29 protein-coding genes and 2 pseudogenes are annotated in these 24,409 nt (G+C 69.2%); 13 read left to right on the forward strand and 18 right to left on the reverse strand.

Annotation, left to right across the window (positions count from 1 at the left end; genetic code table 11):
• Positions 1 to 20 precede the first annotated feature (20 nt).
• From ABS735_RS33960 to ABS735_RS33970, 3 genes are all read left to right on the forward strand, one after another.
• The gene (locus ABS735_RS33960) at positions 21 to 353 is read left to right on the forward strand and encodes a hypothetical protein (RefSeq protein ID WP_373901330.1); all 333 of its coding nucleotides are present in this window, start codon (positions 21 to 23) and stop codon (positions 351 to 353) included.
• 97 nt (positions 354 to 450) lie between these two features.
• Positions 451 to 1,047 carry a hypothetical protein gene (locus ABS735_RS33965; RefSeq protein ID WP_373901329.1) on the forward strand — a complete coding sequence of 199 codons (597 nt, stop codon included), beginning with the start codon at positions 451 to 453 and terminating at the stop codon, positions 1,045 to 1,047.
• Positions 1,048 to 1,069: 22 nt separating this feature from the next.
• A complete protein-coding gene (locus ABS735_RS33970) occupies positions 1,070 to 1,405 on the forward strand; it encodes a hypothetical protein (protein WP_373901328.1) in 336 nt (111 codons plus the stop codon).
• Between the two features lie 54 nt (positions 1,406 to 1,459).
• Here ABS735_RS33970 and ABS735_RS33975 read toward each other — a convergent pair whose 3' ends face one another.
• From ABS735_RS33975 to ABS735_RS34050, 16 genes are all read right to left on the reverse strand, one after another.
• Entirely contained in the window at positions 1,460 to 2,053 is a 594-nt protein-coding gene (locus ABS735_RS33975; RefSeq protein ID WP_373901327.1) for a hypothetical protein, read from the reverse strand.
• An 8-nt stretch (positions 2,054 to 2,061) separates the two neighbouring features.
• Positions 2,062 to 2,700 carry a hypothetical protein gene (locus ABS735_RS33980; RefSeq protein WP_373901326.1) on the reverse strand — a complete coding sequence of 213 codons (639 nt, stop codon included), beginning with the start codon at positions 2,698 to 2,700 and terminating at the stop codon, positions 2,062 to 2,064.
• Positions 2,697 to 4,025 carry a hypothetical protein gene (locus tag ABS735_RS33985; protein ID WP_373901325.1) on the reverse strand — a complete coding sequence of 443 codons (1,329 nt, stop codon included), beginning with the start codon at positions 4,023 to 4,025 and terminating at the stop codon, positions 2,697 to 2,699. Before ABS735_RS33985 ends, ABS735_RS33980 begins: the two co-directional genes overlap by 4 nt.
• On the reverse strand, positions 4,022 to 5,416 hold the full coding sequence (locus ABS735_RS33990; RefSeq protein WP_373901324.1) for a putative T7SS-secreted protein: 1,395 nt from the start codon (positions 5,414 to 5,416) through the stop codon (positions 4,022 to 4,024). Before ABS735_RS33990 ends, ABS735_RS33985 begins: the two co-directional genes overlap by 4 nt.
• 26 nt (positions 5,417 to 5,442) lie before the next feature.
• The gene (locus ABS735_RS33995) at positions 5,443 to 5,769 is read right to left on the reverse strand and encodes a hypothetical protein (RefSeq protein ID WP_373901323.1); all 327 of its coding nucleotides are present in this window, start codon (positions 5,767 to 5,769) and stop codon (positions 5,443 to 5,445) included.
• 242 nt (positions 5,770 to 6,011) lie between these two features.
• Positions 6,012 to 7,058, reverse strand: a complete 1,047-nt coding sequence (locus ABS735_RS34000; RefSeq protein ID WP_373901322.1) for a hypothetical protein — start codon at positions 7,056 to 7,058, stop codon at positions 6,012 to 6,014.
• Positions 7,058 to 7,723: a hypothetical protein gene (locus tag ABS735_RS34005; protein WP_373901321.1), complete on the reverse strand. Its 666-nt coding sequence runs from the start codon at positions 7,721 to 7,723 to the stop codon at positions 7,058 to 7,060. The genes ABS735_RS34000 and ABS735_RS34005 overlap by 1 nt, the downstream gene beginning before the upstream one ends.
• Positions 7,724 to 7,784: 61 nt before the next feature.
• Positions 7,785 to 8,258 (reverse strand): Tad domain-containing protein, encoded by a 474-nt coding sequence (locus ABS735_RS34010; protein WP_373901320.1) that lies wholly within the window; start codon positions 8,256 to 8,258, stop codon positions 7,785 to 7,787.
• On the reverse strand, positions 8,255 to 8,725 hold the full coding sequence (locus ABS735_RS34015; RefSeq protein ID WP_373901319.1) for a TadE/TadG family type IV pilus assembly protein: 471 nt from the start codon (positions 8,723 to 8,725) through the stop codon (positions 8,255 to 8,257). The genes ABS735_RS34010 and ABS735_RS34015 overlap by 4 nt, the downstream gene beginning before the upstream one ends.
• Positions 8,726 to 9,187, reverse strand: a complete 462-nt coding sequence (locus ABS735_RS34020) for a TadE family protein (protein WP_373901318.1) — start codon at positions 9,185 to 9,187, stop codon at positions 8,726 to 8,728. It lies immediately after the preceding gene.
• A gap of 30 nt (positions 9,188 to 9,217) precedes the next feature.
• Positions 9,218 to 9,469 carry a hypothetical protein gene (locus ABS735_RS34025; RefSeq protein ID WP_134654608.1) on the reverse strand — a complete coding sequence of 84 codons (252 nt, stop codon included), beginning with the start codon at positions 9,467 to 9,469 and terminating at the stop codon, positions 9,218 to 9,220.
• Positions 9,470 to 9,526: 57 nt separating this feature from the next.
• Positions 9,527 to 10,450, reverse strand: coding sequence for a type II secretion system F family protein (locus tag ABS735_RS34030; protein ID WP_373901317.1), 924 nt, complete (start codon positions 10,448 to 10,450; stop codon positions 9,527 to 9,529).
• Positions 10,447 to 11,448 (reverse strand): type II secretion system F family protein, encoded by a 1,002-nt coding sequence (locus ABS735_RS34035; protein ID WP_373901630.1) that lies wholly within the window; start codon positions 11,446 to 11,448, stop codon positions 10,447 to 10,449. Before ABS735_RS34035 ends, ABS735_RS34030 begins: the two co-directional genes overlap by 4 nt.
• A 61-nt stretch (positions 11,449 to 11,509) precedes the next feature.
• The gene (locus tag ABS735_RS34040; RefSeq protein ID WP_373901316.1) at positions 11,510 to 12,817 is read right to left on the reverse strand and encodes a TadA family conjugal transfer-associated ATPase; all 1,308 of its coding nucleotides are present in this window, start codon (positions 12,815 to 12,817) and stop codon (positions 11,510 to 11,512) included.
• The gene (locus tag ABS735_RS34045; RefSeq protein WP_373901315.1) at positions 12,814 to 13,695 is read right to left on the reverse strand and encodes a hypothetical protein; all 882 of its coding nucleotides are present in this window, start codon (positions 13,693 to 13,695) and stop codon (positions 12,814 to 12,816) included. Before ABS735_RS34045 ends, ABS735_RS34040 begins: the two co-directional genes overlap by 4 nt.
• An 18-nt stretch (positions 13,696 to 13,713) precedes the next feature.
• Positions 13,714 to 14,433 carry a hypothetical protein gene (locus ABS735_RS34050; RefSeq protein ID WP_373901314.1) on the reverse strand — a complete coding sequence of 240 codons (720 nt, stop codon included), beginning with the start codon at positions 14,431 to 14,433 and terminating at the stop codon, positions 13,714 to 13,716.
• Positions 14,434 to 14,934: 501 nt separating this feature from the next.
• Between ABS735_RS34050 and ABS735_RS34055 the strand changes: the two genes are divergently transcribed.
• The gene (locus ABS735_RS34055) at positions 14,935 to 15,834 is read left to right on the forward strand and encodes a hypothetical protein (RefSeq protein ID WP_373901313.1); all 900 of its coding nucleotides are present in this window, start codon (positions 14,935 to 14,937) and stop codon (positions 15,832 to 15,834) included.
• 32 nt (positions 15,835 to 15,866) lie between these two features.
• Positions 15,867 to 16,631: a hypothetical protein gene (locus tag ABS735_RS34060; protein ID WP_373901312.1), complete on the forward strand. Its 765-nt coding sequence runs from the start codon at positions 15,867 to 15,869 to the stop codon at positions 16,629 to 16,631.
• Positions 16,632 to 17,228: 597 nt separating this feature from the next.
• Here ABS735_RS34060 and ABS735_RS34065 read toward each other — a convergent pair.
• Positions 17,229 to 17,531: a hypothetical protein gene (locus tag ABS735_RS34065; RefSeq protein WP_373901311.1), complete on the reverse strand. Its 303-nt coding sequence runs from the start codon at positions 17,529 to 17,531 to the stop codon at positions 17,229 to 17,231.
• Positions 17,532 to 18,002: 471 nt separating this feature from the next.
• Between ABS735_RS34065 and ABS735_RS34070 the strand changes: the two genes are divergently transcribed.
• Genes ABS735_RS34070 through ABS735_RS34080 form a run of 3 tightly spaced genes read left to right on the forward strand, consistent with a single transcriptional unit; the run spans position 18,003 to position 20,481 of the window.
• Positions 18,003 to 18,674 (forward strand): hypothetical protein, encoded by a 672-nt coding sequence (locus tag ABS735_RS34070; RefSeq protein ID WP_373901310.1) that lies wholly within the window; start codon positions 18,003 to 18,005, stop codon positions 18,672 to 18,674.
• Positions 18,675 to 18,706: 32 nt separating this feature from the next.
• Complete coding sequence (locus ABS735_RS34075; protein WP_373901629.1) at positions 18,707 to 19,750, forward strand: hypothetical protein; 1,044 nt, start codon at positions 18,707 to 18,709, stop codon at positions 19,748 to 19,750.
• Positions 19,750 to 20,481: a hypothetical protein gene (locus ABS735_RS34080; RefSeq protein ID WP_373901309.1), complete on the forward strand. Its 732-nt coding sequence runs from the start codon at positions 19,750 to 19,752 to the stop codon at positions 20,479 to 20,481. The genes ABS735_RS34075 and ABS735_RS34080 overlap by 1 nt, the downstream gene beginning before the upstream one ends.
• On the opposite strand, the pseudogene ABS735_RS34085 reads toward ABS735_RS34080, so the two are convergent.
• Positions 20,468 to 20,631 (reverse strand): annotated as a pseudogene (locus ABS735_RS34085) (IS5/IS1182 family transposase); the annotation flags it as partial. The gene ABS735_RS34080 and the pseudogene ABS735_RS34085 sit on opposite strands and share 14 nt — an antisense overlap.
• Before the next feature lie 113 nt (positions 20,632 to 20,744).
• Here ABS735_RS34085 and ABS735_RS34090 point away from each other — a divergent pair.
• The 5 genes and pseudogenes from ABS735_RS34090 to ABS735_RS34110 all read left to right on the forward strand — a co-directional run bounded on the left by ABS735_RS34090 (position 20,745) and on the right by ABS735_RS34110 (position 24,405).
• Positions 20,745 to 21,485, forward strand: coding sequence for a hypothetical protein (locus ABS735_RS34090; protein WP_373901308.1), 741 nt, complete (start codon positions 20,745 to 20,747; stop codon positions 21,483 to 21,485).
• A gap of 117 nt (positions 21,486 to 21,602) precedes the next feature.
• On the forward strand, positions 21,603 to 22,271 hold the full coding sequence (locus tag ABS735_RS34095; protein ID WP_373901307.1) for a hypothetical protein: 669 nt from the start codon (positions 21,603 to 21,605) through the stop codon (positions 22,269 to 22,271).
• Between the two features lie 83 nt (positions 22,272 to 22,354).
• Positions 22,355 to 22,563 (forward strand): annotated as a pseudogene (locus ABS735_RS34100) (hypothetical protein); the annotation flags it as partial.
• 182 nt (positions 22,564 to 22,745) lie between these two features.
• The gene (locus ABS735_RS34105) at positions 22,746 to 23,045 is read left to right on the forward strand and encodes a WXG100 family type VII secretion target (protein WP_373901305.1); all 300 of its coding nucleotides are present in this window, start codon (positions 22,746 to 22,748) and stop codon (positions 23,043 to 23,045) included.
• 4 nt (positions 23,046 to 23,049) lie between these two features.
• Positions 23,050 to 24,405: a coiled-coil domain-containing protein gene (locus ABS735_RS34110; protein WP_373901304.1), complete on the forward strand. Its 1,356-nt coding sequence runs from the start codon at positions 23,050 to 23,052 to the stop codon at positions 24,403 to 24,405.
• Positions 24,406 to 24,409: the final 4 nt, after the last annotated feature.

Here is a 24,409-nt window from a genome sequence, read left to right on the forward strand (position 1 = left end):
ACCGCATCGGCGAGCCTCAGATGGAGGCCGACTTCGCGCCAGGCACGCTCGATGAGCAACTGGCCGATCAGCTCTCCACCTTCCTTGAGGAGGCGGAGCCCGTACTTTTCTCGCCAGGAACTGTTCCCGACCCCTTCTCCGATTCATCGGATATGCACGTTCGCGTCGGGATCATGACTGATGGAACATGGGTCTGGCAGCTCGCCTGGGCAGATTACGTCAAGTATCACCGAGTAGCTCCGCCGCGCGATTTCCTCGATCACATTCGATCTCTCAGCTTCACTGCGCCGGAACTTACCATTGAGCGAACACTTGAGATTGCTGAAGCCGAAGGAATTCCGCTGCCCGAATAAGGGGAGACATGACATGCGCACCGGACCAGGTTGGGTGATATGAAGCATGATTGACGGACAGTCGGCAGGCGAGGAGCAACAGGACGCTCCATTCGGTATGTCAATCTCGGTTCCGGAGTCGTGGTGGGAGTTCGACATCCGTCCCGAAGGACGGGAGGCGACGATCCGAGCCCTGGTGGATGAACGTCTCGACGAGACACCGGAGTTGGCCCCCTACCGCATCGACCTGACCGCCATGCTCCGGAAGATGGCCAAGGACGCTCACGACTCCGGTGCACTCTACCTGGGCTGCATGGCCGAGAACTTCGACGGTGTTCCGCTCTCCGCGACCGTCACCGTGTCCGTCGTCGGTGCCAAGAACAAACAGGGGGTCACCCTGTCCACCGATCCCCGGGCCATCGCCGACAGCCTGCGGACGATCACCGCGCGCCGTGACGGCGACGCCTGGCGCAAGGTGACGACCGTCGACATCCCTGAAGTGGGCCCGGCTGCGCGGACGTACGGCGTGGAAGACATGCCCGTGGCGCCGGGCGACAGTCGTACCCTTCGTATGGTGCTGACGCAGACGTACATCCCCGTCCCGGGAACCACCGACCAGGTCGTCCTCGTCTCCGGAGCCAGCCCGGTGCTGGATCTCGCCGAGGCGTTCCACGACATCTTCGACGCTGTGACCGGCACGTTCCGTTTCGTCTGACTCGCAGAGAGGACTTCGGGCCATGGGCAAGAGCGACCTCGCACTGCCGTTGACCGAGCTGGAGGACTACGGACGCCGGCTGCGGTCGCTCAAGACGCGGCTGAACCACACGAAGAAGCTCTTCGAGTCCTACAAGGACGACATCGGTGACGGAAGCGTCAACGACGCCCTCGGCGACTTCGAGTCCAACTGGGAGGACGGCCGCGAGGACATCACCCAGCAGCTCGACGCACTCGCCAGCATGTCGGACGCCGTGGTCCGCGAGTTCAAGAAGCTTGACGACGAACTCACCAAGCAGGTCAACGACGCCGTGAAGACGGAGGACAAGCGGGGCAGCAAGGGCGGCAGCAACAAGTAGCGCTGTCGGGGTCCCGCCGGCCCAGTCGCGGGCGGCGCCCTCCGGCCCTCGTTGTCACAAGTGGAGCGTCCCCGCGATGGTGTCCACGATGCTCTCCAGTGGCTCGTCCAGGACCGGTTCCGTCCAGGAGACCAGGAGGGTGATGGCCGCGTCCGTCGTCGCGGGGCGGACGGCGTAGAAGAGGGTGTGGACGACCGGGCGGGGACCGAGGAGGCGTTTCTTCTCCTCGATGACGTTCTGGCGGATGCGGACCGCGTCGCCCAGGGAAAGGCGCACCTCGCGGACGTCGGGTTCGCCGAAGTCCCTCGCCGTCATGTGCTCGGTGAGGAGCGGGAGGGTGACCTCCGGGAACGTGGCGTCCGGGTGGATCGCGTCGAGTTCGAGCACGGCCGCCACCGTCTGGTGGCCGCTGAGGTACCAGCCGAAGGCGCCCAGGGGTTCGCGGGTACGGCTGTCGGCCGCGGCACGTTTGAGATCGCGGGCCAGGAGGCGGGCGTTGCCCTTCTCGCCATCGCGTGCGTACCGTTCGACCAGCTCCCCGGCCTGGTGCTTGGCCCAGTAGTCGAGGTCGATCGTCCCGGCGACGGGGAACGGAACCCAGTCCTCCGAGCACTCCAGGCCGAGGTTCGACAGGTCGTCGGCGGTCATGTCCGGGGTCACTCCGTCCAGGTCAGCGAGCCGGCGATCGCGTCGAAGAGGCCGGCCATCGCGTCGGCGATCGGCTCCAGGGGTGTGGAGAAGGTGAGCAGCAGGTACGCCGTCGTGCCGGGGACGGGGAGGTGGTACTCCACCGAGACGGAGGCATGGGCTGCTTGCGGGGCGTCCGGGCCGTTCTCGCCCGGCTGCCGGGTGAGTCTGCGGACCCGTACGGCCGTGCCCGCGGCCAGTTCCTCGACGGCGATCTCGGACACCGGTGCGCCTGCGTTCCCGTCCTCCGCCGCCTCCGCGTCCTCGGCGAGGACGCGTGCCAGGTCCTCCGGCGGGAGCGGTTCCGCGTGGCGCAGGGGCGCCAGGGTGACGAGGAGCGAGGCGGGGATGGTGAAGGGGCCGGCCTCCTGGAGGCTCAGGTACAGCTCGATCCCACCGCTGCGGTACGCCTTGGCGGCCCGGCGGCGCAGGTCGCCGCGCAGCTCCTCCTTGAGGTGCGGGGCGTTGTCGACGCCGCGGAACTGGCGCTCCACCAGTGCGTCCACGGAACCGTCCCGCTGGTCGGGGTCGAGCAGGATCCGGAACCAGCCCTCGGGCAGCAGCAGACGGTAGTCGGCAGGGGGCGTGGGACTTTCGGTGCGCGTCATACGGCAACTTTCCTGGGTGTCGTCCGCTCCGGGGCCGGCCGGTCGAGGCGGAAGCGGCTGCGCAGTTGGTGAACCGCGTACGGGGCGCCCTGGAGGGCGAGGCCGACTGCTCCCAGGAGTACGGCGGTGAGCGCGGCGTCCGGGTGCTCGTCGGTGATCTGCAGGCCCTGGATGACGGAGAAGACGGAGCCGATGGCCATGATCGCGGTGGAGGACACCCCGGCGATGGTGCCGGGGAAGCGCGACATGCGGCGGGCCTCCGTGCCTGATCCGGGGAGCATGCGCAGGCCCGCCACCGGACCCTTCGGCCAGATCGCCTTCCCGGTCAGGCGGCGTTCGGACACCGTCAGCCCCGCGGCCCTGCGCAGCCGGGCCCAGCCGTCGGCCCCCGTCCCACCCCCGAACCAGAGGTCCCAGGGCAGGACGGCCCGCACCTGCTTCCCAGGGCCCCGGAATTCCACGCCGAGCTCGGAGCCCGTGCGGTCGCGCACCAGGACGAGTGACGTCACCGCGTGCGCGCCGGTCAGCGGGAACCAGTACTCCTGCCCGCCCAGATCACGCAGGACCAGGTCTCGGTCCTGCACCCGCAGCTCGGTGTCCCGGCAGAACCGCACCGTGGCGCCGAGGCCCGGCGCGGGAGACGGGCCGACCCGCTCGCGCACGGCGGGGGTGCACCGGCGCAGGCGTACCCCCGTCCAGGCGCGCAGCAGCAGCCTCGCCACCGGTGCGACAGCCGCGGTGACCGCCAGCAGGAGGATGAGCCTGGGCGCACTCGTTCCGGAGAAGAGGACTGCCGTGAACGCCGCGAACCACGCGGCTCCGGCGAAGGCACGGACGCCCCAGTACCAGTACGGGAAGACGTTGCCCGGCCCCAGCACGGCTCCTCCGCGCCCCGAGGCCACCAGCGGGTCGTCTTTGTTCTGCACCACGTGCAGGGGGATCCCCGCCGCCTTGAGGAGGTGGGACACCCCCGTGCGGCTGAGGAGCTGTTCGCCCCGGACGGAGCGTTTGGGCAGGGCGGGCGACTCGGGCAGCCAGTCCTCGAGGTCGAAGCGGCCGACGAGCGCCCCGTCGCGGTCCTGGAGCTGTAGTTCGCCCCAGGACCCGGGCAGAGTCGGACCCACGCGCTCCCTGTCCTCGCCTGGGGCGTCGACGAACACGGCCCGCGCGATGCCGGTGTCGCCCACCGGGTGGCGGACGACGCGGCGGCGGGTGCGCAGGACCAGGGCGCCGTCCTCGCAGTAGAGCCGTGCGGAGTGGCAGCGTTCGAGGCCGGGACCACGCGAGGCGGCCGGCCTGAGGGCGGGCTCGGGGGCCGGGGTCATCCCGTCGCCCCGTCGTACAGGGACGTGACGGCCCCGTAGGCCCCCTCGGCGCCGGCGGCCACGCCGGTGGCCGTGGCACCCGCCCAGGCGTTGGTCTGGCCGGAGAAGTTGCTCATCGCGTTGCTGACCGCGGGCATCTGCGTCGCGGCGGGCGCGATGCCGTCGAGGTCGGCGGCGGCCCTCGCCAGATCCGGGTCGAGGGTGCCCGCCGATCGGGGCGCCGCCATCCCGCCGAGGCCCTCCCGCCAGCCCTGCTTGGAGAACGCGTTGCTGATGGACTTCACCCCGTCGACACTGTCCCGGTACATGGACACGGGGCTGAAGCCCTCCTTGATGTTGCTCCAGGTGGGCAGTTTCCCCTTGGGCATGTTGGCCATGGCCTTCGCCGCCTCCTTGCCCCGGACCGCGCCCTGGGCGCCCCGGTTGGCGAGGTTCCACGCCTTGTTGGTCTTCATGCCCGACGCGACGGCGTTCTTGTAGAGGTTGCTCCGGGCCAGCGCCTTGCTCCCCGCGGCCACTCCCTTGGCGCCCGCCATCGCCGCCCGCCCGAGCCCGAAGGTCGCCACACCGACGGCGTCCAGGAACACCGACTTCCAGCTGCCCTCGCCACCCAGGGCCAGCACCAGGTCGGTGGCGAGGGCGACGACGCTGGCGAGCAGGGCGACCGCGTTGGCGACGGCGGCGATGGCCTGCCCGATCACGGGGATCCAGCCCAGGGCGAGCGCCGCGACTCCCGCCCACAGGGCGATGCGTCCCGCCCACTTGGAAATCTGGGTGAGCCAGCCAGCGTTCTCGTGGACCCAGTTCTTGAACTTGTCCTTCCAGCCGTCCTTGAGACCGTCGTTCTCGATGACGTCGTGGATGGCGTCGGCGGCCCGGCGCGCGGCGGCGTCCCTGACTTCCTTGGCGGTGTGCAGCGCTTCCCTGGCCGCCGTCAGGGCCGACGACGCGTTCTCCTTCTGCTCCTTGTACTTCTTGGTGTCCGGGTCGTCCTTCGGGATGTCGTCGGGCTGCCCGTCCAACGACTTCTGGGCGGCACCGAGGTCTCCGTCGGCGGCTTCCGCGTCGCGCAGCGCCTTGTCGGCCATCTGCTGCGCCCGGTGCAGCTCCGAGGCGAATTCGGTGCTGCACACGCCGTCCACGACCCGGGTTCCGAGTGCGTCGGCCGCTTCGTCGTACCGCTTGAACGCCTTGCGGAGCTTGTCACCGGCGCCCTCGGCGGCCGACCGGAACTCGGTGGCGGCCTTGCCCTTCCAGTTCTCGACGGAGGCCAGCTCCTTGATCTCGCGGGCCTCCTTCTCGATGGCCTCGGCGGTCTTGCGCAGCTGCCGACCGAGCTTCGCGACCTCTTCCGGGTCGCCGGGCACCGGGTCGGAGCTCTCGTCGAGCACGGCCCATCGGTGGTTCGCAGGACGCGTCACTTCCCGTCCCCCTTGTTCGCGGGCTTCCCCTTCTCGTCCGCGCGTCTGAGCGCTTCGGCGAGTTCGTGGTCGATCTTGTCGTACGAGTCCGCCGCGGCCTTGGTGATCCCGTACAGCTTCTCCAACTCGTCCGTCAGCTGTCTGCGGTGGATCTTCCAGTTGCTGCCGAACTTGTCGAACGCGTCGAGGATCTTCTGCGACCCGATCTCGCCGACACCGTACCCGTCGGCGGGATTGGCCCGCTCGGCGAAGGTGCCGCGGATACGCTTCAGCGCGCGGGCGCTCTCCCGGATCCGGTCTATGTCCGCTTCCTGGTCCCCCATGGCCGCGTACTCCTTCTCCCTCTTGCCGCCTTGCTCGCGCTCACTCCCGAGCCCGTCTGCCGCTTCGACGACGAGCACAGCCCACCCGGATCGCGGCCACCGCCCGACGGTGGACCACCATATCGCCGCCGTGTGGCGGCGCCATGACGTCCGGGGAGTCGACTCACCGGCGTCCCGACGCACCCGGCGCGGGTTCTCCGGGTCCCCCCGCGTGCATGCGGCCGTGGCCCGAGGCATGCGGCCTAGCGGTTCACCGACTGGATCTCCTGCACCTTCACGTCCTGCGTCGCGCCGAACGTGCCGTCGGGGAGGTCGCCGCCTTCGCCCGTGGTGCTGGTCCACGAGATCTTCCAGGTGACGGTGGCGCGCAAGGGGTAGGAGCCGTCGGAGCCGGAGGAGCGGAGGTACGTGACGCCGCAGGGCGGGGTGTCGTTCGCCTTGCCCTCCGCGTACGGCTCTCCGATGCTGCCGTCGGCGTTGATCTCGCAGTCGCCCGAGGCGGGGTACGTCCGCGCTTCGCTGGTGCCGGGGTCGATGTGCAGGGAGACGGGTTCGGCGGTGGTGGTGGCGGAGAGGCCGGTGCCGGGGAGGCTCGCGGTGACCGAGATCTTCTTGAACGTCGTGCTGTCCAGCCAGATCCAGGTGGGCAGGTTCACCTTCGTGGCTTCGGCCGGCCGCATCTCGATCTCCGTGCCGGGGACCGGGAGTTCGTCGTAGGCGTACTCGGCGAGGATCTTCGGCGACACGGCGAGCGGCTCGTCGGGCACGTTCCCCTCGTCCACCCAGAACGGCTGCTTGTCGCAAGAGTTGGCCTCTGGATCGTCCTTGCGATTCGGGTTCTTCACCGCGGCCCAGAACATCCCCTCGCCCTGTTTGTCGAGGTTGTAGTTCTTGTACTTACCGTCCTTGTAGTACGCGTCCAGCGTGTCACCGACGAACTTCCCGACACCGCCCAGGAAGGGCACCCCGTCGATGCCCCGCCACAACTTCACCGTGGCTTCGATCTCCTTGGGCGAGAAGGCGGGCTCGTACCAGCATGCCGGTGGCGTCCAGTTGCTGTTCTGCGGCGTGAGCGTGCTGGTTCCGGTCGTCCGGGAACTGCCGTTCACGGTCGTCGTGACCTTGGTCTCGGCCGTGATGACGGGTCCCTTGGCGGAGCCCTTGCCGCTGCCCTCCGTGCCGCCGCCCGCGGTGCGTCCGCCACCGGCGTGCGCCGCTGTCGGTACGGCGCTCAGCACGAGGGCCAGAGCGGGGACGACAAACAGAGGCTTCGAGGCGACGATGCGCATCACATGCACCTCTCAGCCGCCTCGGTCGACGACACACTGGTGGTCTGCCACACGCCCTCGGCATTCTTCTCCAGCCGGGTGTTGTAGAAGACGTAGTCGTTGGGAGACGCCTTGACCGACCGGTCCACCTTGCCGGTCTTCCGGTCCTTCGGGTAGGTGTCGGTGCTGTCCATGCAGTACGTGACCGTCGCCGAACCGTCCTTCGCGAACGTGACCTCGCGCTCGTAGTAGCGCGTCTTGCCGGTGAAGCTGCGGTTGTTGTCGTAGAAGGACTTGATGTAGGTGGCGGCCGACATCAGAGCGTCGTCCTTGGAGTAGAACTCCAGCGCCGGGTGCTTCTCCGCGTCGACGACGATCGCCTCGTCGATCGAGTTGACGCGCCTCTCGTTGTCCGCCAGGACGGCGTCCTTCTTCGGGTCACCCGTCTCACCGCCCTCGAAGACGTTCACGATGTCCTTCGGCAGCTTGATCTCCGGACGGTCCACCCCGTCCTCCCCAGCGGACGCCGACGGCGACGGCGACGCGGACGCCGAAGCCCCCGTGTCCGCGCCCGCGATGTCGTCCTTCCCCGAGTCGTCGGAGTCCGAGCCGCCGCAGCCGGTGAGCAGCAGGGCCGCCACCGTCAGAGCGGCGGCAGCGGTGGCGGTCGTCGTGCGTGTGCGCATGTGAGTCGTACCTCCGTTGGTGGGGGGATGGATGGCGGTTGCGGGCGGGGCGGCGTGCGGGTCAGCCCACCTCGTTCTCCGCCACCGCCCGACCGTGGACCACCACGTCGCCGCCGTAGAACGCCCCCGTGAACACCGGGGAGTAGGTGAGCTGGACCTCGACCTGCACCCGTCCGGCGTCGGCCGTCACGCAGTGGGTCGCGGCGATGTCGCCGCCGGTCATGTTCATCTCGGCGGCGAAGGCCTTGACCCGGGCGTCGCAGTTCTCGTAGTTGATGGGGGCGGGGCCGCCCACGTCGTCGTAGAGGGCCTCGCGGTCGATGTCCTGGGCGGCGTAGCGGGCGGCCTGTTCGGCGATGTCCGCGGCGCGTTCGCGCTTGGAGATGGACATGCCGCCGTCGATGACGAAGGCCGAGAGGGCGAGGAAGACCAGGGCGAAGATGATGACCGCGCCGGCGCCGGAGCCTCGGTCGTCCAGGCGGGCACTGCGTTTCGCCAGCCAGTCGGGAACGCGGGAGCTGACGGGGGATCTCACGCCGTCCTCCGGTACGGGTCCAGCGGGGAGCTGAAGCTCGCCGAGAGGGTGGTGGGGATGTCGAGGCCGATCATCGCCAGGCCGCGTACCTCGCAGCTGACCTCGACGGTGAAGAGCGTGTCCGGCTCGAAACCCGCGCTCTTCTGGACGACGGAGACGGGGCCGGAGCAGACGTCCTCCAGGTCGGCCCGGGCCGCCTTCCTCGCCTCTGCCATCGCCGTGCCGTGGTCCTTCTGGATCGAGCCCGCGCGTGCCGCGTCCCGGGCCGCGCCGTCGAGGGCGCCGCGGCCTTCGACGAGCTGGCCGAAGCCCACCAGGACGAGGATGAAGAGGATCATCACCGGGGCGAGGATCACCACCTCGATGGTGGACAGGCCCCGGTCGTCGGTCCCGAGGTCGCCGGTCCCGAAATCTCCGGTCCCGGTCGTTCGCACGGGAGACCCGGTGTGGGAGCGGGAGGCGGTCATCTAGTTCTCCCCCTCCTGCACGAACCGCTCCACCGGACCCGACGACTGCGCGTGCACCGTCAGGTCCAGGCCCGGGAAGACCGTGGGGACCCGGGCGGTGATCTCCACGCCGACCGTGTCCTGTTCGGGCTGGAGGGTCTTCACGTCCGGTGCCAGGACCAGCTGGGGGCCCAGCTGGCGGATGTAGCTGTCGACCACGTCCCGCGCCTCGCCGCGCCAGCCGCCGGGCTGGTCGTGCGCCGTCGCACGGGCCTTGCGCGCGCCCGCCTGGGCCGCCGCCTGTGCCACGTGGTCGGCGAAGAAGTACAGACCGAACTGCACCGTCGCGAAGATCATGAAGAACAGGACCGGCGTGAGGAACACGAACTCGATCGCGGTCATGCCGGAATCGCCGCGGGTGGCCGCCGCTTCACGCGCGGTCTCCACCCTGCGGCGTACCCGTCCGAGCACGCTTGCCGGCATCCCCGTGTACCCCGTTACGTCCGATCGGCCTCAGCAGGTGCCGCTCGCGTCGGCGCCCTCGATGCAGTCGCCGACGCCTTCGGCGCCCTTCTTCATGGCCTTGGTGATGATCGCGGCCACCACGCCGACGAGCGCGACGACGACCGCCGAGATGATGACCCACTCGACGGCGGACGCGCCGCGATCGAGTTCGCCGGAGCGGGCGCGCTGCACGCGGCCCTGCAGGAAGGTGACCAGGAAATCCACGGCAGGGATGCCGGTGCGGAAGTTCCGTCCGTTCATGGTGATGTGTCCTCTCGAATCAGATTCTGGAAGCGGCTCGGAGCTGGAAGAGCTGAGTCACACCTGAAACACCCGCATCGCCGCCGGGTAGATCAGGAACACCAGGAACCCGGCACACAGCAGGAGCTGGGCCACGAGCATCGACTGGGACTTCTCACCCGCGCTGCCCTCGATCTCGGCGAGTTCGCGGTGGCGCATGGTCTCGGCGCGGGAGCCCAGGGACTCGCGGACCTTGGCGCCGTCGTCCGCCACCAGGGCGAGCGAGGTGGACAGGTCCTTGAGCTCCTCGACGCCCAGTTCCTCGCCGAGGTGGCCGAGGGCCTGCCACTGGCTGATGCCCGTGATGCGCGCGTCGGACAGGGCGCTGCGGATCCGGTTGGTGGCCCAGCCGTCCGACACCTCCGCCGCCGCCATCAGGGCCTCCGGCAGACCGCGGCCGCCGGCCAGGCTCATGGCGACCAGGTCCAGGTAGGCGCCGATCACGCGCCGCAGGTCACGGCGCTTGTCGGCGGCGTCCCGGCGTACCTCCAGGTCGGGGAGGAAGAAGAAGAGCGCCGCGCAGAGCAGGGCCAGCCAGACCGGGATGATCGGGCTGTCGCCGAAGCCCAGCTGCCAGACGATGGCGAACAGGAGCGGGCCGAAGAACAGGCCGCCCACGGCCAGCAGTACCTTCGTCGCCAGGAACTTCTCCCAGCTGCGGTCCAGCACCGCCAGGTCCGCGCGCAGCGAGCGCTGCTGCCAGCCCTGCTGCATGTACAGCTCGGCGACACGGGCCCCGACCTGGGCGCGCAGCGAGTCGAGACGGCCGGTGTCCTCGGCCTTGCGCGAGGACGACTCGTACGCCGCCCCGCGCGCCCGCATCGCGTCGATGCGGGCGACCTGCTGGATCGGGCTGCGTCTGCTCGGCATCAGGGCGCGGACCAGAACATAGATGCCCAGGCCGATGACGGCCCCGACCAGGACCGGCATTGTCAGGTTCATCGTCGTACCCCCTCGTCCCCAGACGCCGGCGACGGCTGCGCCGGTTGCGGCAGCCGCTGTACGGGCTGTCCCGACTGACCGGAGGGGCCCGGCTGACCCGGCGTGCGGGGGCGCACGAACTGGATGTCGGAGCCGTCGCGGACCAGGAAGCGATCCGGCGTCTCGATGGCCGACAGCTTGCGCATCCACCAGAAGCCCAGCGCGAACAGGCCGCACACGCAGGCCAGGACGAGCTGGCCGACGGGTGAGCTGTACGGCTCGACGAAGTCCCGGTTGAAGATGGACAGGCCGAGGACGAAGAGCACCGACACCGCCACGACGATCTGGACCGAGCGGCGGGTCGAGGCGCGCTGGGCCATCACGCGCTGACGCATGTCGACCTCCTCGCGCGCCGACTTGGCGAGCGCGCCGAGGACCTGGCGCAGACCGGGGCCGCGCAGCCGCGCGTTGAGGATCAGCGCCGCGACGATGATGTCGGCGGACGCGTCGTCGATCTCGTCGGCGAGATGCTGGAGCGCGTCGGGCAGCGGGGTGCGCGAGCGCAGCCGGTCGACGAGAGCGTCCAGGTGGGGGCGCAGGACCGGGGCGGCGGCGCGGGCCGAGGCGGGGATGGCCTGTTCCAGGCCGACCGCGCCCGCGATGGTGTCGCGCAGCGACTCCGTCCAGGAGGCGAGTGCCTCGACCCGCTTCATGGCGGCGCGTTCCTCGGCGGCGCCGCCGAAGAGGCGGTCCCAGAAGAAGACGAGGACACCGGCCGCGATGCCGAGCACCGCCCAGCGGGTCAGGAGCAGGACGACGAGACCGACGATGGCCGCGGCTGAGCCGCGGCGGCCCGCCCAGCGGATCAGCTCGTTGAGGCGTTCGCTGGCCTGGCGCTTCTCGTGCTCGGGCTTGGCGGGCAGTCCGCGTACGGCGACGAGGAAGAGGGCGAGGCCGCCGCCGACGGCGACGCCGCAGCCGAGCGCGTACATGACCGTGGTGGAGAACAGTCCGCCCATGGAGCCGAGCGAGTCCAGTGCCGCGAGCGTGTTCATGTCGTTCGTGTCGCTCATGTTCGTCTCACCCCCACGTTCCGTTGGGCCGGTAGCCGTAGGCGATGAGTTCCTCCAGGCAGGCGATGGGGGCGTGCGGCACGACCTGGCCGTCGGGCGTCTCGGCGAACACCTCGCTGGACAGCACGCGGCCGTCGACGCCGTTGACCTCGCGGACCGAGGTGACCATGCGCTGGAGGCGGCCGCCGCTCTGGAAGTCGTTGCGCCGCTGGACGAAGACGACGAAGTTGACCGCACCGGCCACCAGCATCTGGCTGGCCTCGATCGGCAGCCGCTCGGTCGCCTGGAGCGCGTACGTGGAGATGCGGTTGAAGACCTCGTGCGAGCTGTTGGCGTGGATCGTGGAGAGCGAGCCGTCGTTGCCCTGGGACATCGCGTTCAGCATGGTGACGATCTCGTCGCCGAGCACCTCGCCGACGATGACGCGGGAGGGGTTCATACGCAGGGAACGGCGGACCAGTTCCGCCATGCTGATGGCGCCCTGCCCCTCGGAGTTGGGCAGCCGCTCCTCGAACGCCACGACGTTGGGGTGGAGTTCGGGAAAGGTGTCGAGCCCGAGCTCCAGCGCCCGCTCGACCGTGATCAGCCGCTCGTGCGGCGGGATCTCGTTGGCGAGGGCGCGCAGCAGCGTCGTCTTGCCGGCGTTGGTGGCGCCCGCGATCATGATGTTCTTGCGGGCCCGGACCGCGCAGGCCAGGAAGTGGCCCAGCTCGGGGGTGAGGGTGCCGTTGCCGACCAGGTCGGAGATGAAGACCTTGCCCAGGCGGGCGCGACGGATGGAGAGCGCCGGGCGCCGGGCGACGTCCATGACCGCCGACAGTCGCGAACCGTCCGGCAGCCTGAGGTCCAGCTGCGGGTTGGCGGAGTCGAAGGGGCGGGAGGACAGGCCCGAGTAGGCGCCGAGGATCTGGATCAGCTCGATGAGTTCCTCGTCGGTCTCGGCGACCGGCTCGCCGCGCGTCTCGCGCCCGTCGGAGTAGCCGACGAAGACGTGGTCGCAGCCGTTGATGTCGATGTTCTCGACCTCGGGGTCGTCGAGGAGCGGCTGGAGCCGCCCCACGCCGAAGAGCGCGGCGTGCACGGCGGCCGCGTACGCCTCCTCGGTCTCCGCGTCCAGCGGCGTACGCCCGGCGTTGATCTCGGCGCGGGCGTACTCCTCGAGTATCTGCGCGATGACGGCGCGGGCGTAGTGCCGCTCGTCCTCGGTGGACATCGGCGTGACGCCGGCGACCTGGTCCTGACGGCGCTGCTCGGCGATGCGGTCACCGGCGTCCTGCCGGAACCGCTTGACCAAAGAGTGGTCGACAGCGGTCATCGGCCGGCCCCCGCGTGGCCGGACATGCCGGTGCCGGCGGGACCGGCGGCACCGGGACCGGCGGGACCGGCGGGCATGGACCAGGCGGCGCCGAACTGCTGGTACAGGTCCGAGGTGACCTTGCGGGCCGAGCGGATGAGCAGCGACTTCTCCAGCCGTCCGCGCCTGCGCCCGGCCAGCTGGTCGGCGCCGGCCGGGTCGTCGGCGATCGTGCCGACCACGCGAGCGCCCGTCTGGGCGTGCACCAGCATGTCGTTGACCTGGCCGGAGAGCTTGGCGGCGTTGTTGGTGTCGGCGACGAGGACGACGCCGATCAGCGGCATGCCGAGGCTCGCCGCGCCGCGGGCCCCGCCGTGCAGCTTGCCGGACAGCGCGGCGGCACGGTCCCGGACCCGGGCGATGGCCTCCGGCTCGGTGCGGGAGATCAGCAGCACGAGGGCGGCGTGCGGGAAGAGTTCCGTGGCCGGGGAGTCCCCGCTGACGCGGCCGCAGTCGGCGATGACGTCGGCGGGGGCGTTCGGGGAGTCGGCGAGGGAGGCGAAGGCCCGGCCGAGGGTGGGCCACAGGCCCGCGAGCCCGGCGGCCTGCTCGGAGATGCCGAGTCCGACGAGGACCTCGAGTCCGCCGCTGAGCGGCTGCACGTGGTCCCAGAGCTGGTCGGGCACGAGACCGCGGCGGGCGGTCGCGGCGATCGACAGCATGCCGGTGTTCGGGTTCAGCGGACCGCCGTGCGCGGCGGCGGACCGGTACACCAGGTCGCCGCCCGCCGGGTCGGTCTCGGCGAGCAGGACACGGCGCGGCCAGACCGCCGCGAGGGCGACGGCCGCGGTGGTGACGCCGGGGGAACCCTTGTCGGCGGCGAGGGCGATGAGGGCCATGGCTTCTTCGGTCGCCTTCTACTTGGCGGGAATGCGCACGAGGGCGACCTCGCCGGCGGACGAGGCCGACGCGAGAGCGGCCGCGTCGCCTTCGTCGACGAGGAGGGTGATGGACTTGCTGCCGGTGCTCACGGTGGCGTCGCTCTCCCCCTTGACGTTCTCCACCGAGGCGTTCGCGATCAGACCGTTGCCGGAGGAGGACGACGAGGAGTCCTTGTCGGACGAGTCCGAGCCGCTGGAGCCGCTCGTACCGACCCGGTATGCGGCGACCGTGTCACCGCCCTTGATGTCCGCGTAGTACTGGCCCTCCTTCAGAGCCAGGCCGACGGATGCCTTGCCCTCGGGGGTCTGCGCCTTGGCACCGAACATTTCACCGACGACGACGGTGCCGCCGTAGATCGTGGACTTAGCCTGGAGCTTCATCAGGCTCGCGCGCTGGTCCCACGGCACGAAGTGGGCGCCGGAGTCGTCGTTCACCATGACGGCCTTGATGTTGTCCTCGGTGATGGACTCACCGGACTTGATGTCCGCCGTCACCTGGATCGCCTCGACCCGGTCACCGACCTGCAGCACGAGCATCGTCGCGCCGAGCGCGCCCAGCAGGATCAGCAGCACCGCCAGTGCGGCCAGCGCCGGTTTGCGCTCGCGAGGAGGGCTGGGAAGCCGGTCACCGACCGACGGCTGAGCCGGAGCCGCGGAACGTCCCGCGCCCGCCCCCGTACGCTCCTGGATCTTCACGCAACCGCTCCCCGTACAACCAAGAAAATTGTCTGCCACGTACCAACTCGGGCGCCGATCGCCCAAGTAAGCAGAATCGTCTGCAATTTCGGACACTTCGCCCGTGCCCGCCCGACCGGTGACGTCCCGGGTCATCCCCTGACGCACCCGCCCGACCTGGGCGAATAACCAGCAGCAAGGCGAGTGTCAAGCCATCGCACCGTATCAGCCGCACATAAGCCCCTCAAGGCACGCCCACCCCCTGCCCGCTTGCCCCGCCCACCGTTACTCATCTGCAACTTCGCGCCTGCGGAGCCCCCTTGAGTACGCCCCCCAAGCAGCCCCTGCCACTGTGCTCGCGCGAATCACAGACGACCAGAGCTGGATGCCGTCCGCGTGCGGTTCATCACGGTGCACCCATGACCCCTGCACGATTCACTCACGAGGGCCCCGACCGCCCGTGCCATGATCTTCGCTCGGATCGGTGACGGGGCGCGTACGCAGAGGGAGCGGGGGGCACGGATGGGTCTACTTCCGGTGAGCGGGACGGCGTTGAGGTCAGACCCCCGGGTACGGGATGCCGCGCGGGACATCGGCGCCCGGTACGGCGTCGACTACACCGACGACGCGGCCGTGACCGCGCTGCTGACGGAACGACGCAAGGCCCTGGCGGCGGAACAACGCCGACCGGCGGCCTGGCTGGGCCTGCTGGCACTGATGGCGGGCCTGTTCCTGCCGTTCGGCATCGCGATGTCCCCGGCACTCGACGCCCACCTGTTCGCCGTACTGGGTGCCGCGGGCGGCCTGACCGCCGTCGGCGTGGCCCTGCTCGTCCACGCACGAACCCAATGGAATCGCGCCCTGCGCAACGGCCCCCTCGCTGGCTACCGCGAGGTCCTCGGCGTCGCCCGGGCCCACGGCATCCCGTTGGCGCACATACCGCCGTGGCTGGAGGGCCGGTCGGCGGGCGGAGGCGGGAAGGGCGCGGCTCCCATCCCGACGTACCCGCCGGTGGAACCAGCACCGGAAGCCCCCTCGGAATCGGCAACGGCAACGGCACCATCGCCCCCGACCGCCGCTTCCGTCTCCGTTCCGCCGAAGCCCTCGGCCGTTTCGTACTACGAGCACATGGCGGACGCGGGCGGCTGGCACGACGAGGCGGGCTGCCTCCTAATCCTCGCCGGCGCGGGCGGCGCGACCTGGGCCGTCACCGTGGGCACCGCGGCCGGATACGCGGCCCTCCTTCTCGTTCCCCTGGCCATCTGGGTCTGGCTGGCGGGCCACCGCCAGAGCCGCGAGAAGGAGGAGTTGCGCGAGGAGGCCCTGCGGTACGTCAAGGCACTGGAAACGGCACAGGCGGCGGGTGCACGTGTACCGGAACTCTCCCCGCAGTTGCGCGCCCTGCTCGACGGTCACAACTGACCCCCCACCCCACTCTATGAAGCGGAGTACCCGTGAACCGCCACACATCGGCAGCCCTCGCCGCCCTGTCCCTGCTGTCCGTCACCGCGCTCACTGCCTGTGGTGGCGGCTCGGACTCGGACTCGGCCACCGACGACCCGAAGGCGAGCGCGTCGGCGCCCGTGTCCGAGGCCCCCTCCCCCGCCGAGCGCCTGGCCGCGACGATCGTCACGAAGGCCGACACCGACGGCTTCGAGGTGGAGGAGCCGGACGCCGAGTACGCCTTCGCCAAGTCGACGGACGAGGTGACGGTCGACAAGCCCGTCTGCGCACCCCTCGCGTACGCCATGAACCAACTGCCCCTCGGCACTCCTGAGGCTGACCTCACCCGACTCACCTCGGGGCCGACGGACGCGCCGACGAAGCTGACAAAGGGCATCACCTTCACGTACGTCACCCTGGCGTCCTACGCCCCGGGGAAGGCGCGGTCCACCTTCGCCGACGCACGGAAGGCCGTGGACGCGTGCGGGGACGGCTTCACGGCCAAGGCGAACGGCAACGAGAGCCCGTACGACACCGTCACGGCGGAGAAGGTCACCCCGGCCGGTGACGAGTCGCTCGGCTTCACGTCCACGATGACCTTCCGAGGCGTCCAGCACCTCCTGCACGGCGAGTTCGTCCGCAGCGGTGACGTCCTTGCCACCTACTTCTCGGTCGACGGCATGGCGATCGCCAACGGCAGGCCGAGCGACGCGAGGCTCTCGCCAACGGTGGTGAAGGCGCAGAACGGGAAGCTGGTGGCCGGGGCGGGGTCGTGAGGGACCTGCGGTTGCGCGTCGCGGCGGGCACCGCCGCGGGCGTGATCGCCCTCGCCCCGACGGCGCTGCTCGCCTCCTCGGCGCGGTCCCAGCGCACGGCGCTCTTCGAGCACGGCACGACGCCGACGGTAGGTGAGCCATCCCACGACGGCCACGCAACCGACGTAGACGAGGAGCGCGGGGCCGGTACCGGGGATGTACGCACAACCCTCGCCGTACGACCGGCAGTTCCTGCCCCGCAACCCGCTGAGCAGGAAGAAGACCGGCGCGAGGGCAACCACGCGGCACGCGCCGCGCGCAACCCTGCGCAGGACCGCGCCGGACGCCTCCCCGGAACCGTTCACGGCAGGGCTCGCGAGCCTCTCCGACACGGCACCGCCCCACCCGAGAAGAGTGACCAGCCCAAGGACGCCCCCGAGGGCCCAGGACCCTCCGGGCAGCTCGTACAGCACGGCTGCGCTCTCGCGTGCGGCCCACCGCGACCCTCCGAACACGCCGACCAGCACCGCCGCTCCGACCACGACGAACAGCACGAATCCGACGCCGTCCCGCACCCGGAGCCGAGGGTCGCGATCCGTCGCCCCGGCCCTTGGCCGCTCACGCATCGCCGTACGCCCGATCCCACCTGCTCTGCCGCACACCGCCCCACGTGCCCATCACGACAGCCGCCCCGAAGAGCGTCGCCAGGAACGCTCCGTTGGAGCTGGTACGCCCGTCATCGGGACTCGCGACGCCTTCCGGGTCGTACCGCACGCGCAGCTCGTCGCCCTTCGACGTCGAGTCCAGGCAGCCGTCGCTCTCCGAGAGCGAGGGCGAAATGTCCTGTCCGTCGACGGTGCGCAGTTCGCAGTGGTTGGTACTGCTGTAGTCCGCACTGACGACCACCGCGTCCACCGTCACGCCCCGGTCCGCCAGGGCGGCTGCGCTCCCGGCCGCCGTGCCGAAAAATCCCCAGCGCCACTCCGGCGGTCAGCGGCACGATGAGCTGCCAGGCCACCTTCCGCTTCTTGCGCGGCACGCGGCGCAGCACGAGCACCGGGACCAGGAGCCACGCCAGGGGAAGAATCAGGACCGCGAACAGACCTGCCACGCCGCGCACCACGGACGGAAGCGGCACGACGGGGCCCAGCCAGGACAGGCCCAGCGAACCCCCGGCGCACAGCAGGCTGAACACCAGCCACCGCACCACGTCCGAACCGATCACCCTGTTCCGGGATATGACATCCGCCACGTGTCTCCTCGCCCCCACTAGCCCCTCGTGTGCCCAGGGCACCGTAGCGATTCCCGAGGCAGTTCACTCTGGCGAAACCGGGAAGCACGCGGATACCGTCAGTAGCCTCGACCGCACTTCTGTCTCACGGGGAGTCCACTGTGAAGCGCCGCTCTTTGCCCGTTGCTGCCGCGCTCGCCGCCTCAGCAGCCCTGCTGCTGACGGCCTGCGGGGGCGGGGACGACAAGTCCAGCGACAACGACAAGATCGCGGGAGCCGACCAGGGGACAGAAGCGCCGAAGGAGTCGGCGGAGCCCTCGGCGGCACCGGCGGGGGGCAAGCCGGACGGCGTCGACGTGTCTCTCCCCAAGGACATGAACCTGGTCTTCGACTGGGACAAGCCGAAGGACAAGAACGAAGCGGCCGCGATGGACGATGCCGCCAACTTCTTCCGCGCCATCTACCGAGGCGTCGACAAGCGTACGACCAAGGACGCCGCCGTGGCCGCATACGCCACCGACGGCGGGCTGAAGTACGCACAAACGCAGATCAAGGCATGGATTGACGGCGGCTGGACCGCCACGGGCACTCTGCGTCACTACAACGCCACCACTCGGTCAGCCGAAAACGGCACGTCTGTGGAGGTGGCGTTCTGCGCCGACTCGAGCAAGTTCTACGGCAAAGAGATCAAGACCAAGAAGGTCCTGACAACTGAGCCCAGCATCGAGGACTTCGACTACTACAAGATCATCATGGTCAAGTACCCGACGGCTGAGAGTCTGTGGCAGGCATCCAAGGTATTCGTCGAGACGAAGGCGGCAAAGTGCCAGTGAGGTCACCACGTCGCGCGACCGTCACCACCGCGATGCTGACGTTCGCCATCAGTGCTCTAGTTCTGACTGCTCCTGCCTACGCGGGGAAACCGGTCGGGTCCGACAAGGGCGCCGAGACGGAGCAGACAGGGGGCACCGACGACACCGGCATCCACTCCGCCGTACGCATCGAGTACTCCGGATCCGTCGCCCCGAACGGCGCCAGCGGGAACGTGACGTCCTCGGACGTGAACTGGTCTCCCCCGCCCTGCTGGTACGCCCCTTACCTCGGTGCCAAGGACTTCAAGAAGGAGATGTCCGCCAAGATCAAGAAAGCGGCGAGCGCCCCCGGCATGACCGGGACACCGGGGGCGGCGATAGGCCAGACGAAGGCCCACTACGAGGACGGATTCGGCTGGGAGGACCACCCCGGGTACGAGGACTACAACGTCGCCAAAGACGGCGAAGGCATGTTCTGGGCCGGCGTAGAGAATCCAAACGAACCCGACATCCTCAAGCGCAGCTCCTGCACCGAACTCCCCTTCTGGGTCGACAACGGCGAGGCCCCGCCGCCCCGGTACGAGCAGGCCATCACCCCGGAGATACTCGCCGCCCTCGCCTACCAGCACATGGAGCTTCCCGGTACAAAGGTCACCCTCGTCCCGGCCCAGACCACGAAGGTGAACCTGCCGACCTGGGCCTGGCTCGACAAGGCCGACTTCCACGAGGTCCACGCCACGGCGTCCATCAATGTCCCCGGCTTCGCCCTCACGGCCACCACCACTGCCAAGCCCGTGTCCCTCAAGCTGGAGCCGGGCACCCCGGACGCCGAGACCTACCCCGCCTCCGGCGAGTGCACGTTCGACGACGACGGCTCCATCGGCGAGCCCTACGCCAAGGGCAAGGCCGACCAGACCCCGCCCTGCGGCATCAAGTACCTCCGCTCCTCCGGAGACGGCACCTTCAACCTCCAGGCCACCATCACCTGGGACATCGCCTGGACGGGCACCGGCGGCGCGGGCGGCGACCTGCCCGACGGCACCTTCCAGAACGCACAGGCGGTCACGGTCCAGGAAATCCAGGCAGTCAACCGCTGATGAGATCCACAGGCCTCGCAAAGGTCGCGAAGACGCGACTCGGCCTTGACGCCGACTGTGCCGCCTGGTGCCGGATCAGCAAGATCCCGGAACCGCCCGCGGAGGCACGCAAGGCTGCGGGCGGAGCGCCGGTACGCCCTGCATTCATCCGGCCGCTCGGGATGCTGGGCGTCGCCCTGGTAGCCGTTCTCTGGCCCTTCGGGGCGCTCTTCGCGTTGCTCGCTTCGTTGGAGGACCTGGCCGAGTGGCTCCTGAGCTCCAAGGAGCGCGCCAGAGCCCGTGCCCGGGCACGGGACGACGAGGAGCGGAAGAAGGCCATCAAGGACCACGCCCTGGACCAGCTCTTCGACGGGAACTGGACGGCGACGGCCGGACAGTTCCTGCTGCGCTGGTACGGGCATTCGCCGCACCCCAAACGCCTGCTCGTACTGACACCGGACCGCATCGTGCTGGCTGCTCCTCCCAAGCGAGTGTCCGTCCGGCAGACCGAGCGCATGGTGGTCGTTGCCGAGATTCCCACGTCGGAAGCCCGGGTGGAGGACCCACTTCTCGGCATCCACCGAAGCGACCGGCTCCGCGTCGTGTTCTCCGACGGCTCGTGGCTGAACGTCATCACCGACGAAGAACGCAGCGAGATCCACAAGCATTTGATGCGACTGCCTCACCTTGGCAGCAGTAGCAGCCGCGCAGTAGACACCATCGACGGCGAAAGCGGTATCAATCAGCCATGAACGCCTGGCGGATGTCGACTCGTAGTTCCCAGCGGATCCGCAGTCGTCGGAAACCTTGCGGCCAAGTGAAGCTGCGTTCTACGACCAAGCGATAGTGCCGTGTCGGGTTCCGCGTCTGACGGTGGTGGAGGGGGCGATGCCGGGGCGACGCAAAGGGGAAGCAACCATGCGAGGACGGCGGGTCGCCGAGGGCGACTACCGCACCCGTGTCGTCCTGCAACGCGCGGACAAAGCCTTGCACGACGCCGTGGAGGAGGAACCCAGTGTTCAGGCCGGTGAGTAGCTACGGCATCACGGGAGCGGGCGCCGTCCTGGCCATGCTGGTGGTGACCGGATGCGGGTCATCCTCCGACGGCGGTGACGAAGGGGGCGGCGGCACGACGCCCGCGGCGCGGGACAAGGGCCCAGCATGTGTGGGCACCGCGACGGCCGACGGGGCGCACGTCCTCCGCGGGGGCGGCTTCAAGCTGCCCGGCGGCGGTGGCGTGCAGTACGCCGGGGCCGACGCGGACGGCACGACGCGGACGGCGACACTGCGCGACGGCGCGACGTACGCGCCGGGCCAGCGGCAGTGGAAGGTCGAGCCCGGAACGGCGGTCACCGTCGCCGGCCACGGCTACACCGTGCGGCAGATCTGCTCCTACCGCGTGGTCCTGGAACCGAAGGCCGCGAAGGACCGGACGGCGCTCGCCGCCGCACCGAAGTCGCTGGAACCCCAGCAGGGCGCCGCCGACGACGGCCTCTGCTTCACCAACAACCGCACCGTCGTGGCCGCCGCAGCCAAGGGCTTCCCGGCCAAGGGCGACACGCTCCCGCTGCCCGACAACGGTGGGGTGCAGCGCATCCCCAGGGGCCTGTCCATCACGGTCTCCTACATCGACACCGCCGCCAAGACCGTCGGCATCAACGCGAACTGCGCCGCGATCCCCGTCGTCGGCTACAAGGACGTGCGAGTCGGAGAGACGGTGGAGTTCGCGGGGTGCTGTTCGAGGTGTCGGAACTGACGGAAGAGGCCGTCCGGCTCACACGCACAAGCGCGTGAGCCGGGATCCAGGCGTTCGCCTCCCTGCTGATAGGACGAACTTCTCGCAGATCCTGCACCACAACGTGGAGACTCGCTGATGTTCGGAAACAAGCGCGAGGACGAGCGCCCCGTACCCATCGTTGCCTGGGCCGACGCCTGGGAGTTCGTCGTAAGCGACGAGGAGAGGCCCGCCACTGAGCGCCGCAGACGTGCAGTCCTGGGCCGGCGCGCCATCCGGGTCCCGCAAGGCGGCGGCCTCCAGCGCGTGAACGCCCCCTGCGCCTTCTTCCCCTGCGAGACTCTGCACAAGGACGGCCCTCATCGGCTGTACGAGGACCCGGAGGGAGAGCGGCTGCTCTGCTCCATCGACGCTGCTGACGGCAGGCGTCGGTACGGTGTGCGTGACCCGCAGGGCGCACTGGTGGGGAGCATCCACCGCGTCGCTCCCCTCAAGCACGCGCTGCGCCCGACCTGGCGGCTGGGGCAGCCGGGGCACCCGGAGATCGTGAGCAGCGCGGAGTGGGCGAAGAACGGTCCGTCGGAAATGCTGCAACGCGGTGTGGGAAAGCTGCTGCTCGGCGTTGTGCAGGCCATTTCCGACGCGGGTGCGGAGGGCGGCGACCAGCCCGAAAAGGCGCGCGTCACCGAGTGGAGGAAGGGCAGCGAGCTCGTCATGACGTCGGAGAACGACACCAGGTTCCTGATCCGGGCCGCTTGGCTGTATCGGCGCCTCGTCCTCTCCCATGCCGTGCTCCGCTGTAGTTGAGGAGGCGGGAGGAAACATGGGCATGGCCCTGAGTGCATTGCGCGGATCTGGGAGGCGTCCTAGGCGAGGGTGAACCTGCCGGCAAGCTGGGGCCGGGCACTCCCGACACCGAGACCTACCCGGCCTCCGGCGTGTGCACGTTCGCGACGACGGCTCCATCGGCGAGCCCTACGCCAAGGACAAGGCCGACCAAGCCCCGCCTAAATTCAGGCAGTCAATCGGTGATGAGCTCCACAGGCCTCTGGTGGCTGTATTCCGGCCTGTCACGGCGCTTCTGGCGAACCTTTGCTGATCGCGACACGGAGAGGACACGACCACACTGCCGAACACACCCTATGCCCCGATTCACCCACATTCCCGGAAAGTTCGCACTGGCGAAACCGATAACCCCACCACTAAAGTCAGATACCTTGGCCGAATCTTTGCATCACGGCACACGGCACAGTCAGATCGATCACGGGGGATGGAGACTGCATGGGCGAGCCGGACCTGACGGTCGACTTCGACTTCCTCAGAGACTGCGAGCGTAAGCTCGGCCAGCTCAAGAAGACCTTTGAGGACATCGAGAACCGCCGGGACGACATGAAGGAACACTGGGGCTCTGGTTCCGTCGCCGATGCCATGGAGGACTTCGTCGACAATTGGGATGACTACCGCACCAGGCTCATCGAGTCAATCGAGTCGGTCGGCGAGCTAGTGGCCGGCAGCAAGAAGGCGTTCCAGGATCTCGACGACGAACTGGCCAAGGCGAACAAGAAGAAGCAGAAGAAGTAACGCCATGACACCGACTTCCAAGCGCCGTCCGGTGGACTGGCAGCCACTGTGCGCTTCCGATCCCGTCCCCGGGGACCCAGAGGAGATCCGCGCCGAGGTCAAGCACATGATCTCGGTGGCCAAGAAACTCCGGGACCAGGCCAAGAACCTGAAGGCGATCAGCGACGACGAGACCCTGAAGGGCAAGTACGTAAAGACCCTGCGCGACGAGTCCTCCACGCTGGAGAAGCACATGCGGGAGGTGGCCGGACGGTACGAGCGGGTGCACGGCCACCTGACCAAGTGGTCGAACGAATTGGAGGACTTCCAGAGCGACGCCGACAAGCTCCTGCGCCAGGCCAAGGAGAAGCAGGAGGAGGTCGAGACCGACAAGGCAAAGAAGGCCGCTTCGGAGGACAAGGACGTCCCGCACGCGTCCCCCAGTGGCACCAGCCCTGCCGACGACCCCATCCAACCGTTCCGAATCACCCTGGACACCCTCACCGGCAACAGGGACACTCGCGCCAACCACTACGCCGGGAAGATCCGCGACGAGATCGACGACGTGATCGAGGATTCGTGGTGGGACGACGTAAAAGGCTGGGTCCATGACCATGCGGACGGGCTCAAGGCCTTCATCGATGCGCTCGGCTGGGTCGCGACGGTTGCCGGCTTCCTGGCACTCGCCTTTCCTCTATTGAACTTCGTCGTCCTTGGCATCGCGGTACTCACGATCGGGCTCAGACTCCTGCTGGTGGCATCCGGCGACGCCTCCTGGACGGATGTCATCTTCGACGTCGTGGGTGGCCTGCTCGTCGTGGGCGGCCTCGGGGCTGCGGCGAAGCTCGCCACCGGCGCCAAGGCCACCGTAGGCGCTGCTCAGGCCGCCCGGACCGCCGGTCTGCGGCAAGGACTCAGGGGCGTCAAGAGTGTCCTGGACGAAACAGGACGGTTGATGACCAAATTGCCGCAAGGGGCAGGGCGGCAGGCCCTCGGAGCGGCCCGTAACGCGATGCGCAAGTCCATCTCTCAGAACGTCGGCCTGGTCACCAAAGGGCCTTTGAGGGTCAGTCCGTTGTCGACGCTGGTACACCTCGGCGACAAGGAGATGGCTGGCATGGCGAAGATGCTGCAGGCGAACAAGGCCGCCTTCCCAGCGGCCGCAGGGGCCGCGGCAGACAAGGCGTACAAGTCCTACCAGGCAGGCCTCGGTATCGCCTGGACCGGCATGGGGATGGACGTCGTGGACAAGGCACTGGGCAAGAGCGACCTTACAAGCTGGACCATGGAGGAGTTCGGAACCGGCGAGAAGCCGTACAACGCGGCGTACTCAGACTGGAAGGACAACACGCTGAAGCCCGCCCCCGACACTCACTGGTGAGGAA

Source organism: Streptomyces sp. MMCC 100 (assembly GCF_041538145.2).
Lineage (GTDB): Bacteria > Actinomycetota > Actinomycetes > Streptomycetales > Streptomycetaceae > Streptomyces.